Origin of the sequence: Streptacidiphilus jeojiense, assembly GCF_000719095.1 — a bacterium.
GTDB lineage: Bacteria > Actinomycetota > Actinomycetes > Streptomycetales > Streptomycetaceae > Streptacidiphilus > Streptacidiphilus jeojiensis.
In genome coordinates, this window is sequence record NZ_JOEH01000006.1 from 146,184 (window position 1) to 159,258 (window position 13,075).

14 protein-coding genes and 1 pseudogene are annotated in these 13,075 nt (G+C 73.1%); 9 read left to right on the plus strand and 6 right to left on the minus strand.

The genetic code is table 11. From position 1 onward, the window contains the following. Nucleotides 1-496: 496 nt before the first annotated feature. From IF29_RS0109170 to IF29_RS0109190, 5 genes are all read left to right on the plus strand, one after another. Nucleotides 497-1,471 carry an ABC transporter ATP-binding protein gene (locus IF29_RS0109170; protein WP_051725083.1) on the plus strand — a complete coding sequence of 325 codons (975 nt, stop codon included), beginning with the start codon at nucleotides 497-499 and terminating at the stop codon, nucleotides 1,469-1,471. Further along, nucleotides 1,468-2,304: an ABC transporter permease subunit gene (locus IF29_RS0109175; protein ID WP_030252175.1), complete on the plus strand. Its 837-nt coding sequence runs from the start codon at nucleotides 1,468-1,470 to the stop codon at nucleotides 2,302-2,304. The genes IF29_RS0109170 and IF29_RS0109175 overlap by 4 nt, the downstream gene beginning before the upstream one ends. A gap of 81 nt (nucleotides 2,305-2,385) precedes the next feature. Beyond that, nucleotides 2,386-3,750 carry a sensor histidine kinase gene (locus tag IF29_RS0109180; protein ID WP_157623664.1) on the plus strand — a complete coding sequence of 455 codons (1,365 nt, stop codon included), beginning with the start codon at nucleotides 2,386-2,388 and terminating at the stop codon, nucleotides 3,748-3,750. Then, a complete protein-coding gene (locus IF29_RS0109185) occupies nucleotides 3,747-4,406 on the plus strand; it encodes a response regulator (RefSeq protein WP_030252180.1) in 660 nt (219 codons plus the stop codon). The genes IF29_RS0109180 and IF29_RS0109185 overlap by 4 nt, the downstream gene beginning before the upstream one ends. A 53-nt stretch (nucleotides 4,407-4,459) precedes the next feature. After that, nucleotides 4,460-5,263, plus strand: a complete 804-nt coding sequence (locus tag IF29_RS0109190; protein WP_030252183.1) for a class I SAM-dependent methyltransferase — start codon at nucleotides 4,460-4,462, stop codon at nucleotides 5,261-5,263. Here the strand turns inward: IF29_RS0109190 and IF29_RS0109195 are convergent. Continuing rightward, a complete protein-coding gene (locus tag IF29_RS0109195; RefSeq protein WP_063757460.1) occupies nucleotides 5,223-5,957 on the minus strand; it encodes a lysophospholipid acyltransferase family protein in 735 nt (244 codons plus the stop codon). The genes IF29_RS0109190 and IF29_RS0109195 overlap by 41 nt on opposite strands. A gap of 111 nt (nucleotides 5,958-6,068) precedes the next feature. Between IF29_RS0109195 and IF29_RS0109200 the strand changes: the two are divergent. Further along, nucleotides 6,069-7,241: pseudogene (locus IF29_RS0109200) on the plus strand (MFS transporter); the annotation flags it as partial. Here the strand turns inward: IF29_RS0109200 and IF29_RS44735 are convergent. From IF29_RS44735 to IF29_RS0109210, 3 genes are all read right to left on the minus strand, one after another. Then, on the minus strand, nucleotides 7,196-8,260 hold the full coding sequence (locus tag IF29_RS44735; protein ID WP_084713797.1) for a helix-turn-helix transcriptional regulator: 1,065 nt from the start codon (nucleotides 8,258-8,260) through the stop codon (nucleotides 7,196-7,198). The pseudogene IF29_RS0109200 and the gene IF29_RS44735 sit on opposite strands and share 46 nt — an antisense overlap. A 73-nt stretch (nucleotides 8,261-8,333) precedes the next feature. Beyond that, entirely contained in the window at nucleotides 8,334-9,104 is a 771-nt protein-coding gene (locus IF29_RS0109205; RefSeq protein WP_030252188.1) for an SDR family oxidoreductase, read from the minus strand. Between the two features lie 48 nt (nucleotides 9,105-9,152). Continuing rightward, the gene (locus IF29_RS0109210) at nucleotides 9,153-9,896 is read right to left on the minus strand and encodes a dienelactone hydrolase family protein (protein WP_030252191.1); all 744 of its coding nucleotides are present in this window, start codon (nucleotides 9,894-9,896) and stop codon (nucleotides 9,153-9,155) included. Nucleotides 9,897-9,965: 69 nt separating this feature from the next. Here IF29_RS0109210 and IF29_RS0109215 point away from each other — a divergent pair, with 69 nt between their 5' ends. Together IF29_RS0109215 and IF29_RS0109220 are read left to right on the plus strand one after the other, a co-directional pair. Then, nucleotides 9,966-10,781 (plus strand): helix-turn-helix transcriptional regulator, encoded by an 816-nt coding sequence (locus tag IF29_RS0109215; protein ID WP_030252194.1) that lies wholly within the window; start codon nucleotides 9,966-9,968, stop codon nucleotides 10,779-10,781. A gap of 31 nt (nucleotides 10,782-10,812) precedes the next feature. Next, the gene (locus IF29_RS0109220; protein WP_030252197.1) at nucleotides 10,813-11,043 is read left to right on the plus strand and encodes a DUF2277 domain-containing protein; all 231 of its coding nucleotides are present in this window, start codon (nucleotides 10,813-10,815) and stop codon (nucleotides 11,041-11,043) included. A gap of 19 nt (nucleotides 11,044-11,062) precedes the next feature. Here IF29_RS0109220 and IF29_RS0109225 read toward each other — a convergent pair whose 3' ends face one another. Continuing rightward, nucleotides 11,063-11,707: a LysE family translocator gene (locus tag IF29_RS0109225; protein ID WP_030252199.1), complete on the minus strand. Its 645-nt coding sequence runs from the start codon at nucleotides 11,705-11,707 to the stop codon at nucleotides 11,063-11,065. A gap of 126 nt (nucleotides 11,708-11,833) precedes the next feature. Here IF29_RS0109225 and IF29_RS0109230 point away from each other — a divergent pair, with 126 nt between their 5' ends. Further along, nucleotides 11,834-12,097: a hypothetical protein gene (locus IF29_RS0109230; RefSeq protein ID WP_037594684.1), complete on the plus strand. Its 264-nt coding sequence runs from the start codon at nucleotides 11,834-11,836 to the stop codon at nucleotides 12,095-12,097. Between the two features lie 30 nt (nucleotides 12,098-12,127). On the opposite strand, the gene IF29_RS0109235 is transcribed toward IF29_RS0109230, so the two are convergent. Continuing rightward, nucleotides 12,128-13,042: a carbohydrate kinase family protein gene (locus tag IF29_RS0109235; protein WP_030252202.1), complete on the minus strand. Its 915-nt coding sequence runs from the start codon at nucleotides 13,040-13,042 to the stop codon at nucleotides 12,128-12,130. Nucleotides 13,043-13,075: the final 33 nt, after the last annotated feature.

Genomic DNA, 13,075 nt, shown 5'->3' on the forward strand with positions numbered 1-13,075 from the left:
GGCGGAACGGTGGGGTGCGTTGCGGAAGGGCGTCTGCACAGGCGTGCCTGCATATGACGCCGTCCCTACCCGACCGCAGGATCGCTACGCTTCGAAGTCGTCATGTGACACTGCGTCAGAGGTCTTGACTCCGATGTGCGGTGACGGACCGTGTCGGCACACCAGCCCCAGGCCCCGACCTCGGACCTCTGGCACCCCACCTGTTGCCGCCTCGGTGCCGACCGGTCGCTCCCCGCAGCCGTCGCCGACCGAAGCGCGCCCCGCCGACCGACCGCCGCCCGCGCTCCCGCACGCCCCCGCACAGCCCTTGCACACCCCCGACACACGTTCGGCGCCCGATTCATGTCCTCCTTGAGGAGGAGAACGGGTGCATCGCTCGAACCACCCCCACCGCCGGTTCGGTACATCGCTGGCGGCTCGTGGCGGGGCGGCGCCGGAAACTAGCGTGAGGACGTCCGCAGATACGCCCGCTGAAGTCCGTCGAGGAACCCACGTCATGATCGAAGCTGTCGGCCTGACCAAACGCTACGGCCCCAAGACCGCGGTGGAGGACCTGAGCTTCACCGTCCGCCCCGGCATCGTCACCGGCTTCCTCGGCCCCAACGGCGCCGGCAAGTCGACCACCATGCGGATGCTGCTCGGGTTGGACGCCCCCACCGCGGGCCACGCCACCGTGAACGGCCGCCGCTACGCCGACCACCCCGCGCCGCTGCGCGAGGTCGGCGCGATGCTGGAGGCCCGCGCCGTGCACACCGGGCGCAGCGCCTGGAACCACCTGGCCGCACTGGCCGCCACCCACGGCCTGCCGATGCGCCGGGTGGACGAGGTGGTCGACCTGGTGGGCCTGCACGAGGTGGCCCGCAAGCGCGCCGGCGCCTTCTCGCTCGGCATGGGCCAGCGCCTCGGCATCGCCTCGGCGCTGCTCGGCGACCCGGCCACGGTGATCCTGGACGAGCCGGTGAACGGGCTGGACCCGGAGGGCATCCTCTGGATCCGCAACCTGATGAAGTCGCTGGCCGCCGAGGGCCGCACGGTGCTGGTCTCCTCGCACCTGATGAGCGAGATGGCGCTGACCGCCGAGCACCTGATCGTGGTCGGCCGCGGTCGGCTGATCGCCGACACCTCGGTCGCCGAGTTCACCTCGCGGGCCTCGGTCGGCCAGGCCGTCCGGGTCCGCACGCCCGACTCGGTGCGGCTGGGCGAGCTGCTGCGCGAGCAGCCGGGCGTGGTGGTGACCCCGGACCAGGACAGTGCGGACGTGTTCGACGTCAGCGGCGCCGACAGCGAGCAGATCGGCCGGCTCGCGGCCCTGAACCAGCTGGTGCTCTTCGAGTTGACGCCGCATCAGGCCTCGCTGGAGGAGGCGTTCATGGAACTGACCAAGGACGCAGTCGAGTATCAGACGGGCACTGCCCGGACCGGCACCGCGCAGCGGACCGCCGACGAGCGTGTCAAGGAGACCGCAGCATGAGCGCCGTCCTGGAAGCAACCCCCATCGCCACCACGCTGCCGCCCGAGGCGGAGACCCGGGTGACCCTGGTCCGGGTGCTGAAGTCCGAGTGGATCAAGTTCCGCTCGCTGCGCTCCACCTACTGGACCCTGGCCGCGGGCATCGTGCTGACCGTGGGCTTCGGCGCCCTGCTCTGCTGGGCCATGCTGGACCACTTCAACCAGCTGCACGCGGACGAGCGGGCCTCCTTCAACCCGACCGACCACAGCCTGCGCGGCTACTACCTGGCGCAGATGGCCATCGGCGTGCTCGGCGTGCTGATGTTCACCGGCGAGTACTCGACCGGCATGATCCGCGCCACGGTCTCCGCCGTGCCCAAGCGGCTGCCGGTGCTGTGGGCCAAGGCGCTGGTGTTCGGCGCCGCCACCTGGGTCGTCGGCACGCTGTCCGCGCTGGCCGCCTTCTTCATCGGCCAGGCCATCTTCAGCAGCAAGCACCTCGGCGCCTCCTTCGGCGACCCCGGTGTGCCGCGCGCGGTCTTCGGCCTGGGCCTCTACCTCACCGCCATCGGCCTGATCGCGGTGGGCCTGGGCGCGCTGCTGCGCAACACCGCCGCCGGGATCGCCTCGCTGTTCGGTCTGCTGCTGGTGCTCCCGCTGCTGGTCGAGGCGCTGCCCAGCAGCTGGCAGAGCGACATCTCGCCGTACCTGCCGGGTGCGGCCGGGGCGGCGCTGTTCACCCTGCACGGCGATCCGGGCCAGCTCAGCCCCTGGGTCGGTTTCGGAGTGCTGTGCATCTACGTGGTCGCGGCCCTGGTCGGCGGCGCGGCGGTGCTGCGCCGTCGGGACGCCTGACCACAGCTGGCACACAGCCGCCGCACGGCCTGCCACGGCCGTGCGGCGGCCCCCGCGGAGAAGGGTGTGAGACTGGTGGACATGACCGGGAAGCGTCTCGACCTCACCCCGCTGCGGGGGCTCGTCACCAGTGCGGGCCGCGGCCGCCATGCGACGGCCGTCGACACCGTGGTCGCCCTGCTGCTGATGCTCACCTCGCTGGGGCACGCCTTCGCGGCCCACGGGCCGGGTCTGCTGCTGCTGAACGCCGCCCTGGTGCTGCCGCTGGCCCTGCGCCGCACCGCGCCGTTCCCGGTGTTCTGCGTGGTCGCCGCGGTGGCCTTCGTGCAGTGGCTCACGGTCAGCGGCGGCATGCCCAGCGACGTTGCCGTACTGCTGGCGCTGCACACCGTGGCGGTGCACTGCCGCCGGGCCCAGACCTGGCTCGCCTACGGCGTCTGCGAGCTGGGAGCCCTGCTCGCCGCGCTGAGCTGGCCCGGCCTGAACCACCGCTACGGCGACGGGGTCCCGATGGGCCAGACCGATGTGATCGTCAACACCATCAAGGTGTTCCTGCTGTTCTCCGGCACGGTCACCACCGCACTGGTGCTCGGCTTCAACGTCAGGGCCAGGCGCGGCCGGCTCGCCAGCCTGGAGCAGCGCGCCCTCGACCTGGAGCGGCAGCGGGACCAGCAGGCCGCGCTGGCGGTGGCCGAGGAGCGCTCGCGGATCGCACGTGAGATGCACGACATCGTCACCCACAACCTCTCGGTCATGGTCGCCCTGGCCGACGGTGCCGTCTACGCCAACCCGCACGCCCCCGAGCGTGCCACCGCAGCGATGCGGCAGTCCGCGGAGACCGGGCGCCAGGCGCTGACCGACATGCGCCGCTTCCTGGGCGTGCTGCGCGCGGACGAGCCGGAGGCACTGCGGCACCCGCAGCCCGGGATCGGACAGCTGGAGGCACTGGTGCGGCAGGTCCGCGCCGCCGGGCTGCCGACCGAGCTCGCGGTGTCCGGGGCGACGGAGGCGGTCTCGCCCGGCGCCCAGCTGACGGTGTACCGAGTGGTGCAGGAGTCGCTGACCAACACCCTCAAGCACGCCGCCGGGGCCACGGCGGCCCGGGTGGCGGTCCAGGTCGAGGGCGCCTCGATGACGGTGGAGATCAGCGACGACGGCCACAGCGGGGCAGTCGTGTCCGACGGCGAGGGCCACGGCCTGATCGGCATGCGCGAGCGCGCGGCCGCGTTCGGCGGCGGGCTGACGGCGGGACCCGGGCCCGGCGGCCGGGGCTGGCGCGTCAGTGCCACCTTCGACCTGGCCGAGCCCGGCCTGGAACCCGCACCCGCCCCGATCCCTGCGACCGCCCCCGCCCCTGCCCCTGCCCCTGCCGCCTCCCCCGAGCCGGAACCGGCGCTCCCGGACCCCGCCCGCCGTCCCGAAACCGCCGAACTGGAGCCCGCGTGACCATCCGGGTGCTGCTCGTCGACGACCAGCCGCTGCTGCGCGTCGCCTTCTCCCTCGTCCTGGAGTCCCAGCCGGACCTCGCCGTCGCCGGCGAGGCCGCCGACGGTGCCGAGGCGGTCCGGCTCGCCCTGCGGGAGAAGCCCGAGGTGGTCCTGATGGACGTGCGGATGCCCGGCATGGACGGGATCGAGGCCACCCGCCGGATCGTCGCCGAGTGCCCCGGCACCAGGGTGCTCATCCTCACCACCTTCGACCTGGACGAGTACGCCTTCGCCGGGCTGCGCGCCGGCGCCTCCGGCTTCCTGCTGAAGAACGCCCGCCCGGAGGAGCTGCTGGAGGCGATCCGGGTGGTCGCGGCCGGCGAGGCGGTGGTGGCGCCCAGGATCACCCGCCGGCTGCTGGACACCTTCGCCTCCCGGCTGCCGGTCGAGGGCGGCGAGGCGGCGACCGCCCTGCAGTCGCTCACCCCGCGCGAGCAGAGCGTGCTGGTCCAGGTGGCCCGCGGGCTCTCCAACGCCGAGATCGCCGGCGTCCTGAACCTGGCCGAGAACACGGTCAAGACGCATGTCAGCCGGGTGCTGATGAAACTGGGCCTGCGCGACCGGGTGCAGGCCGTGGTCTTCGCCTACGAGAACAACCTGGTGTCCTCGGCCTGACCGAGCACGACCGATCCGGCGTGTGATCGCCGGTGATCGGGCAGAGTTGGGGCATGGGTACGGGATTCAGCGGTGAGGTGGCCGAGTACTACGCCAAGTACCGGCGCGGGTATCCCTCCGGGCTCTTCGACGCGCTGCAGGCGGAGTTCGGATGGACCAAGGACGACGCGGTTCTGGATCTGGGCTGCGGGACAGGCCAGTTGGGCGTTCCGGCGGCGGCCAGGGTGGGCGCGGTGATCGGACTGGACCCCGAGCCGGACATGCTGCGGTTCGCCGGGGAGGCCGCCGCGGCGGCCGGGGCCGGCAACACGGTGTGGGTGCTGGGGTCCGACGCGGACCTGCCGGAGATCGGAGCCCAGATCGGCACGGGGAGACTGGCGACGGTCCTGGTGGGGCAGGCACTGCACTGGATGCGCCACGAGGTGCTGTTCCCCCGGCTGTTGCCGCTGCTGCGCCCCGGGGGAGGGGTCGCGGTGGTGGCCGGCGGAGCCCCGCTCTGGCTGCAGGACTCCGACTGGTCGCATGCGCTGCGGGACTGCCTGGAGGCCTACTTCGGCACCCGTCCTGGTCCGACCGGCGGCGGCTCCCCGCACGACCGGGCCCGCTACGCCCGGGCCCTGGAGGCCGCCGGGTACCGCGACGTGGGGGAGATCGCGCTGCGCCACACGGACGAGTTGACGGTGGATCAGCTCATCGGCGGACTGTTCTCGACCTTCTCGGCCGAGTCGCTGCCCCCGGAGCCGCAGCGCACCGAGTTGGCCCAGCGGATCCGCTGGTCGCTGCCGTCCGGGAAGCCGCTGATCCAGGACGTCGAGGTCACCGCGGTGCTGGCACACGCTCCGTCAGGTCCGCGCTGAGCGAAGGCTCGTGGAGCAGCGGTTCCTGGCGCAGCAGCTCGTCGGCCGACCGCTCACCGGGCCCCGCCGCGGTCCGGCGGGCCCGGGCGACGGCCGCGTACGCCTGGGCCGTCGCCTCCGCCGGGGTCCCGGTGAGCCGGATCGGGGCGCCGAAGTGGACGTGCAGGTCGGGGCGGCGCAGCGGTGCGGTGACCAGCCCGGCGAGCTGCTTGCCACGGCTGCCGGAGGTGATCCTGCGGGCGCCGGTCTGGCCGACCGGGACCACCGGCGCCCCGGTGGCCAGCGCCAGCCGGGCCAGGCCGGTGCGGAAGGGCTCGGGGTCGCGGTCTCCCGAGTCGCGCCGGCGCGGCAGCCGTCCCTCCGGGTAGATCACCACCACCCGTCCGTCCGCCAGCGCCTCGGCCGCCGTCACCAGGGCCTCCGCGGCCCGCTGCTCGCCGCGGCGGACCGGGATGTGGCCCTCGGCGCGCAGCCGTCCGCCCAGCACCGGGATCCGCCACAGCCCGGCGGCGGCCAGCACCACCGGGTCGGGCACCCCGCGCCGGGCCAGCGCCGCCAGCACCACGCCGGGATCGATCAGCGAGCTGTGGTTGGCCGCGACGATGCTGCCGGGCGCGGGACCCTCTGGGGCGTCGCCGGTGACCTCCAGATGTCCGAGCAGAGGCAGGACGCGGCGGGCGAAGTCGCTGAGCATGGGCCCCATTCTGGCCGAGGGCACGGCGGCCGTCGTGAGTACGCCTACCCGGGTAGTGCTGCCGATTTTCCCCTGACAGAAGGTGTCAGTGGATGTTCCGACACTGATGGCATGAACCTCAGCCACCACCACCACCAGCGCCGGGCCGAGCGCCTGCTCGTGCCGGCCGCCTTCGCCACCGCCCTCGGCAACAACGTCCAGCTGATCGCGGGAGCGCTGCTCATGATCAGGGAGCAGCGGACGATGATGGCCGTGGGCTGGCTGTTCATCGCGGTCGCCGGACCGCAGGCGCTGCTGTCGCCCCTCTTCGGACGGATCGCCGACCGCTTCGACCGGCGGGCGCTGTGGATCGGCTGCGACGCCACCAGCGCGGTGCTGGCCCTGGGCCTGCCGCTCTGGCTGGCCTGCGGCGGCGCCCAGGGCCCGGGCGTCTACACCGCCAACCTCGCTCTCGCCGTCGTCAGCGCCCTGTTCTTCCCGGCCAGCTCGGCACTGATCAAGGAGCGGGTGGCACCGGAGCGGCTCCGGCGGTTCAACGCCCACTACGAGACCGGGACGCAGGCGGGGATGCTGCTGTCGGCGACGGTGGGCGGGCTGGCGGTGCAGGCCTTCGGCGCGGTGCCGCTGCTGGTCTTCAACGCGGGGACCTTCGCCGTCTCCGCGCTCTGCGTCGCCGCGGTGGGACGCCGGACCGAGGCCGCCGCGCAGACAGCCCCTGCCGATGCCCCTGCTTCCCCCGTCGTACCCGCCATGCCCGCTGTCCCCGCGCAACCGCTGCGGGTCCGTCGCTTCATCCTGCTCTACGCCCAGGGCAGCGTGGTCGTCACGGTCTTCAACGCACTGCTGCCCACCGCCGTCATCGGCGAACTCCACCTGGGCGCCGGCATGTTCGGCGCCGTGGACGCCCTCGGCAGCCTCGGCTTCCTGGCCGCCACCGGGTGCTACCGGATCGTCAGCAGGCGCTACCCGGACCTGCGCATCGCCGTGGTCGGCTTCCTGCTGTGCAATGTCGGGCTGGTGCTGCAGAGCCAGTTCGGGATCGCCGGCTACCTGGTCGGGGTGCCGCTGGGCGCCTTCGTCTTCGGCCAGGCCAGGATCGCCTCCCGGACCATGCTGATGGCCTCGGCCGACGACGCCTCGGTCGGCAGGGCGTTCGGCCTGGCCAACGGAGGCGGGCTGGCGGCCACCGTCGGGGTGATGTTCCTGGTGGCCGGGGTCACCGACCACAGTGACACCCGCTACGGCTTCGCGGTGCTGGCCGCGCTCGCACTGCTGGCGACACTGGCCTCGGCGCTGCTGCTCCGGACTCCGTCCCCGGCCGGCCGGTACCGGGCCAGGACCGCCGCCGCCGTCCCGGCGACCGCGCGACGCAGTTCCTCCGGGGCAAGCACCTCGACCTCCGGTCCCAGCGACAGCAGCGTCGGCACCGCGAGCTCCACCGACTCCAGCGGGACCGTCACGGTGACCCAGCCCTCGGCGTCCGGCGGGCCGGCCGAGGCCTGGACCGCCCGCACCAGGGCCGCGTCCAGCCGGTCGGGGAGCGCCGAGAACATCGCCGGGGCGATCCGGACCGAGGCCTGAAGCCGCAGTCGGCGCGCGTCGTAGCCGTCGAGGTAGTCCCGCCAGAACGCCGCGAGGTCGAACCCGGCGGGACGCTCGAAGCCGGTCCCCTCGTCCACCTCCAGGCGCAGGATCTGCGACACCCGGTAGGTCCGCACGGCGTCCTGCGTGCCCGCCACCGCCGCGACCAGGTACCAGACACCCGCCTTGAGGACCAGGCCGTACGGGTCGAGCTCGCGCTCGACCTCCTGCGGGGCCGCCCAGCGGTGGTAGCGCACCCGGATCCGGCGCTGGTTCCACACGGCGTCGGCGAGCACCGCGAGGCCGGGCGGCGAGTCCTGCTCCCGGTACCAGCCGAGGGCGTCCAGGTGGAACCGCTCGCGGATCCGTCCTGACCGGTCCCGCAGCGGGGCCGGCAGCGCCGCCGTCAGCTTCAGCTGGGCGGCGGCGAGCACCTCGCCGAGGCCCAGATCGGCCGCCGCGCCCGGCAGCCCGGCCAGGAACAGCGACTCCGCCTCGTCGGCGTGCAACCCGGTCAGCCGGGTCCGGTAACCGTCGAGCAGTTGGTAGCCGCCGCGGTGCCCGGCGTCCCCGTACACCGGGATGCCCGCGCCGCTCAGCGACTCGATGTCCCGGTAGACGGTCCGCACCGAGACGCCCAGTTCCCCGGCGAGCTCCTCCGCGGTCAGCCGCCCCCGGTTCTGCAGCAGCAGGACGAGGGACAGCAGGCGCGCTGCGCGCATCGCCGGCCCTCCTCCGCTCTTCCCCGCTCCGTTCCAGGCCAGCCAGGCTATCCGACCGATCCGGTGCCGGAGCTCAACGCCGCGGGGCGACCCTGCGGCCGCCGTCGACCAGCAGGTCGGTGCCGGTGACCCAGGCGGCGGCGGGGGAGAGCAACCAGACCACGGCCGCAGCGATGTCCTCCGGTTCGCCGAGACGCCGCATCGGGGTGGCGGAGGCCAGTTGCCGCTCGGCCGGCTCCCAGTAGTGCCGGGCCAGTTCGGTGCGCACCAGGCCCGGGGAGACCGAGTTGACCCGCACCCCGGGGGCGAGTTCGGCGGCCAGGTGACGGGTGAGCTGCAGCAGCGCCGCCTTGCTGGTCTCGTAGGCGGCCAGCCCGGGGCCGGCGCCGTGGACGCCCTCGGTGACCACGTTCACCACCGCGCCGCCGTGCTCCCGCATCCAGACCTGCCAGGCCGCCCGGACCAGGGCGAGCGGGCCGTGCACATTGACGGCGAAGGTGTCCAGCCAGACCGCCGGATCGCCGTTGACGGCCGGGGCCAGCGGCTGGTTGGCCCCGGCGTTGTTCACCACGAAGTCGACGGAGCCGAACAGCTCCAGGCAACTGCGCACCCAACGGTCGGTGGCGTCCGGGTCCCCGGCCGAACCGGTACGGCCCTCGACCCGGCCGCGCCGCTCACCGCTGCCTCCGCCCGCCCTCAGCCGCTCGACGGCCTCCTCGACTCCGATGCCGTCCCGCGCCGTCAGCAGCACATCGGCACCGGACGCCAACAGCCCCTGGGCGACCGCGAATCCGATGCCCCGGGAACCCCCGGTGACGATCGCCGCCCGTCCGTCCAGTCGCATGGAGACAGGTTGGGTCGCTCGGCGGAAGAAGGGAAGTCCCGGGCCCGCCTATTCCGTTGCCAGCAGGGCGTGCACCCGGGACCAGGCGTCGTCGGCGGTGTCCGGGTCGGTGCCCAGGAAGCCGTGGCCGCGGTCCGGGTAGGTCACGAACTCGTGGCGGACGCCTGATTCCTTGAGCGCGGAGGCGATCGCCTGCTGTTCGGCTGTGGAGATGACGTGGTCGTCGGCGCCGACCAGGTAGAGCAGCCTGCCGGTGATCCGGCCGGTGCGGGAGAGGGTGGGTTCGGGGCGGCTGAGCGGGATCTCGCTGCCGGTGAGCCAGCCGCCGTAGAAGACCGCGACGGCGTCCAGGTCGAACTCGGTCGCGGCCAGGTAGGCGATGTGGCCGCCCATGCTGAGGCCGACCATGCCCACCCGGGGGCTGCCGAGAGAGTATACGAAGTCGATGGACGCGCCGACGTCGGCCAGCACCTGATCCCGCGTCAGAAGTTGCAGCAGCTCGAACCCCCGGTCCCGGCCCGCCTGTTCGCGGGGCAGCTCGACGCCGGGATCGGTGCGGTGGTGGAAGTCCGGCGCGAGGGCGACGAAGCCGAGTCCGGCCAGGTGGTCGCAGACATCGCGGACATGGGAGTCGACGCCGAAGAGTTCCATCGCGACCAGCACGGCCGGGAACACCCCTGCGGAGTCCGGTCGGGCGAGGTAACCGCCCATCGGCGCGGAGTCATCGACGCCCACCGGGACGGTGACGTGTTCGGTGCGGATCGGAACAGGGCGCGCGGAAACGGAGGTCATGCCGAGAACCCAACCACCTCCCTAAGGTGGTAGCCACAGCACACTCTTCCTAGTAACCGGAGTACCAGGATGTCGCAGGCCGCGATCCGGGCCAAGGAATTGGGCGAGCTGCTGCGCTCCCGCCGCGAGCGGCTGCGGCCGGCCGACGTCGGCCTGCCGGAGGGCTCCCGGCGGCGCACCCGGGGGCTGCGCCGGGAGGAGGTGGCGCAGCTAGCCGCGATCTCCTCGACCTACTACGCCTATCTGGAGCAGGGACGTGAGTTGAACCCCTCCCGCCAGGTGGTCGACGCGCTGGCCGCGGCGCTGCGGCTGGACACCGCCGAGCGCGCGCACGTCCACGAACTGGTGCACGGCGTCCCCGCGACGGTCCCTGGCGTCGAGCGGCTCTCGCCCGCCGTGGTGGCGCTGGTCGACCGGCTGGACCCGTGCCCCACCTACGTCACCGGCCGCCACTGGGACGTGCTGGCGTCCAACCGCGCCGCCCGCGCCCTGTGGACGGACTGGCCCGCGCTCCCGGCCGCCGAGCGCAATCTGCTCTGGTGGATGTTCACCGCCCCCGCCGCCCGCGAGGTCCTGGTGGACTGGCCGGGCGAGGCCTCCGCCCTGCTCGGCCGCTTCCGCTCCGCCGCCGCCCGGCACCCTGGCGACCCCGGCTTCGCGGCCCTGATCGACCGCCTCCACGCCGCCAGCCCCGAGGTCCGCGCCTGGTGGCCCCGCCACGACATCACCCCGCTCGGCTCGGGCACCAAACTGCTGCGCCACCCCCTCCTCGGCGAACTGACCCTCACCCACGTCGTGCTGCAACTCGCCGACGACGCCGAACAGAAACTCGTCACCTTCTCCGCCCCGCCCCCCGACCTGGCCCGCATCGCCGATCTCGGCTGAAGCACCGCCGCCGGGCGCGCACACTGGAGGTATGTGCCGAAGCATCAAGACGCTCCGCCCGCCGGTCATGCCCGTGGTGGAGGACGAGGACATCAGGGCGGCTGCCCTGCAGTACGTGCGGAAGGTGTCGGGGTTCCGGGCGCCGGCCGCGCACAACAAGGACGCGTTCGACGCGGCCGTCGAGGCGGTGGCGGAGGCCACCAGGACGCTGCTCGACGAGCTGGTGGTCAGGGGCACGCCGAAGGCGGAGGTCGCAAGCTGACCGCTGATCGCCTGCCGGGTCAGGCCGGGGTGGCCGGGGCGTGTTCGGTGGCGAGTCTGACCGCGAGGGCGCCGAGGACCGTGCCCATCAGGTAGCGCTGGATCCTGAGCCACGCCGGGCGGCGGGCCAGGAACAGCGCGATGCTGCCCGCGGCGAGGACGATGGCCAGGTTCACCGCCAGGCTGACGGCGATCTGCACGCTGCCCAGGACGAAGCCCTGGAGCAGTACGTCGCCCGCCCTGACGTCGATGAACTGCGGGATCAGCGAGAGGTACATGACCGCGATCTTGGGGTTCAGCAGATTGGTCAGCAGTCCCATCGAGAAGAGCCGCCGGGGTGAGTCCGGGGCCAGCGGCTGCGGGGTGAAGACCGAGACCCCGCCCGGGCGCAGCGCCTTCCAGGCGAGCCAGGCCAGGTAGCCGGCCCCGGCGAGCTTGACCGCGAGGTAGAGCCCGGGGACGGCCAGGAACACCAGCGACAGCCCGAGGTTGGCCGCGCAGAGGTAGAGCAGGAAGCCGACGGCGACCCCGGCCAGCGAGACCGCCCCGGCCCGGCGCCCCTGGGTGATGCTGCGCGAGACCAGGTACATCATGTTGGGTCCTGGCGTGAGCACCATGCCGAGCGCCACCGCCGAGACGCCCAGGAGCGCGTTGGTTCCGATCATGGATCCAGGATCGGCGCTGCCGAGCATTCAGCACCATCGACGATTGCTATGCCGAACCATGTAGGGCTCCTACACGGTCCGCCGGGGATCCGTCCGCGCGGCCGCTGCAGGAGCACACTGGACACCATGGCCGTCCCCGAAGCACACGAATGCCGAACCTGTACCGACGACAGCTCGCTCGGAACGACCGTCCACGAGGACCTGGTGCTCGGTGCGCCGTTGTCCATGGAGGAGCTCGACGACGCCCACCGCCTGGAGCGGTTCGCGGGCAAGTACGCCCATGACGGCTGCCAGGTGATCGAGGTCCGGAAGGTGGCCTCGACCACCCTCAGCGGTTTCGGCTGGGCCGTCCGCTTCATTGAGGAGGGGAGCGGCCACCTGGTCCACTGACCACCGTCGGACGATCACATGATCGGACGGTCAGGCCCTCTGGAGCTCCTCCCGGTCCGGGGGGTTGGCGCCGGCGCGGGAGACGGTGAGGGCGGCTGCCCGGCCGGCGTGGGTGAGGATCCCGTGCACCGTGTCGGCGGTCAGAGCTGCCAGGTTCGGCCGGGCCGGGGCACCGAGCAGGTCGAGGGTGGCCAGGGCGTCCAGAGACGCGGACATGAAGGAGTCGCCGGCGCCGACGGTGTCCACGACGGTGGTGCGGACCGCGGCTGCGGTCACCGTGTCGCTGCTGGTGAAGCCGGTGGCGCCGGCACCGCCCCTGGTGACCAGTACCAGCTCGGGGCCCAGCGCCAGCCAGCGCGCGGCGACGTCCGGCACCGGGACCCCGGGGTAGAGCCAGTCCAGGTCCTCGTCACTGGCCTTGACCAGGTCGCTCAGCGCCACGCAGCGCTCGACCCGCCGCACCGCCTCCGGCCGGTCACCCATCAACGCGGGCCGTACGTTGGGGTCGTAGCTGACCGTGGCCCGCCCGCGCAGCGATCCGGCCAGGGCGGCGACGGTCTCCGACCCCGGGTCCTTGACGGCCGCGATCGACCCCAGGTGGACATGGCACGGCGTGAACGGCAGCGGGGTGGGACGCAGCGTCCAGTCGATGTCGAAGGTGTAGCCGGCCTGGCCGCGGGCGTCCAGGGTGACCAGCGCGGTCGACGTCCGCACGTCCTGCTGGCCGTCGGACAGCAGCGACACCCCGGCCGAGCGCAGATGGGCGGAGATCAGCGCGCCCATGGCGTCGTCCCCGAGCTGGGTCAGCAGCGCGGTGTCGCGGCCGAGCCTGGCCAGGCCGTAGGCGACGTTGGCGGGGCTGCCGCCGGGGTGCGGCACATCGGCCTGCCCGGGCGCTCGGACGATGTCGGCGATGCTCTCGCCGATTACCAGGAAGTCGGTCATCGGGCCATTCTGCACAGCCGGGGGAGCACGGGA

What these genes read in the sequence shown, in the direction of transcription:
- IF29_RS0109180 (WP_157623664.1), top strand. Translation starts at nt 2,386, where the DNA reads ATGACCGGGAAGCGTCTCGACCTCACCCCGCTGCGGGGGCTCGTCACC.
- IF29_RS0109175 (WP_030252175.1), top strand. Translation starts at nt 1,468, where the DNA reads ATGAGCGCCGTCCTGGAAGCAACCCCCATCGCCACCACGCTGCCGCCC.
- IF29_RS0109210 (WP_030252191.1), bottom strand. Translation starts at nt 9,896, where the DNA reads ATGACCTCCGTTTCCGCGCGCCCTGTTCCGATCCGCACCGAACACGTC.
- IF29_RS0109230 (WP_037594684.1), top strand. Translation starts at nt 11,834, where the DNA reads ATGGCCGTCCCCGAAGCACACGAATGCCGAACCTGTACCGACGACAGC.
- IF29_RS0109220 (WP_030252197.1), top strand. Translation starts at nt 10,813, where the DNA reads ATGTGCCGAAGCATCAAGACGCTCCGCCCGCCGGTCATGCCCGTGGTG.
- IF29_RS0109235 (WP_030252202.1), bottom strand. Translation starts at nt 13,042, where the DNA reads ATGACCGACTTCCTGGTAATCGGCGAGAGCATCGCCGACATCGTCCGA.
- IF29_RS0109190 (WP_030252183.1), top strand. Translation starts at nt 4,460, where the DNA reads ATGGGTACGGGATTCAGCGGTGAGGTGGCCGAGTACTACGCCAAGTAC.
- IF29_RS0109195 (WP_063757460.1), bottom strand. Translation starts at nt 5,957, where the DNA reads ATGCTCAGCGACTTCGCCCGCCGCGTCCTGCCTCTGCTCGGACATCTG.
- IF29_RS0109215 (WP_030252194.1), top strand. Translation starts at nt 9,966, where the DNA reads ATGTCGCAGGCCGCGATCCGGGCCAAGGAATTGGGCGAGCTGCTGCGC.
- IF29_RS0109225 (WP_030252199.1), bottom strand. Translation starts at nt 11,707, where the DNA reads ATGATCGGAACCAACGCGCTCCTGGGCGTCTCGGCGGTGGCGCTCGGC.
- IF29_RS0109170 (WP_051725083.1), top strand. Translation starts at nt 497, where the DNA reads ATGATCGAAGCTGTCGGCCTGACCAAACGCTACGGCCCCAAGACCGCG.
- IF29_RS44735 (WP_084713797.1), bottom strand. Translation starts at nt 8,260, where the DNA reads ATGCGCGCAGCGCGCCTGCTGTCCCTCGTCCTGCTGCTGCAGAACCGG.
- IF29_RS0109205 (WP_030252188.1), bottom strand. Translation starts at nt 9,104, where the DNA reads ATGCGACTGGACGGACGGGCGGCGATCGTCACCGGGGGTTCCCGGGGC.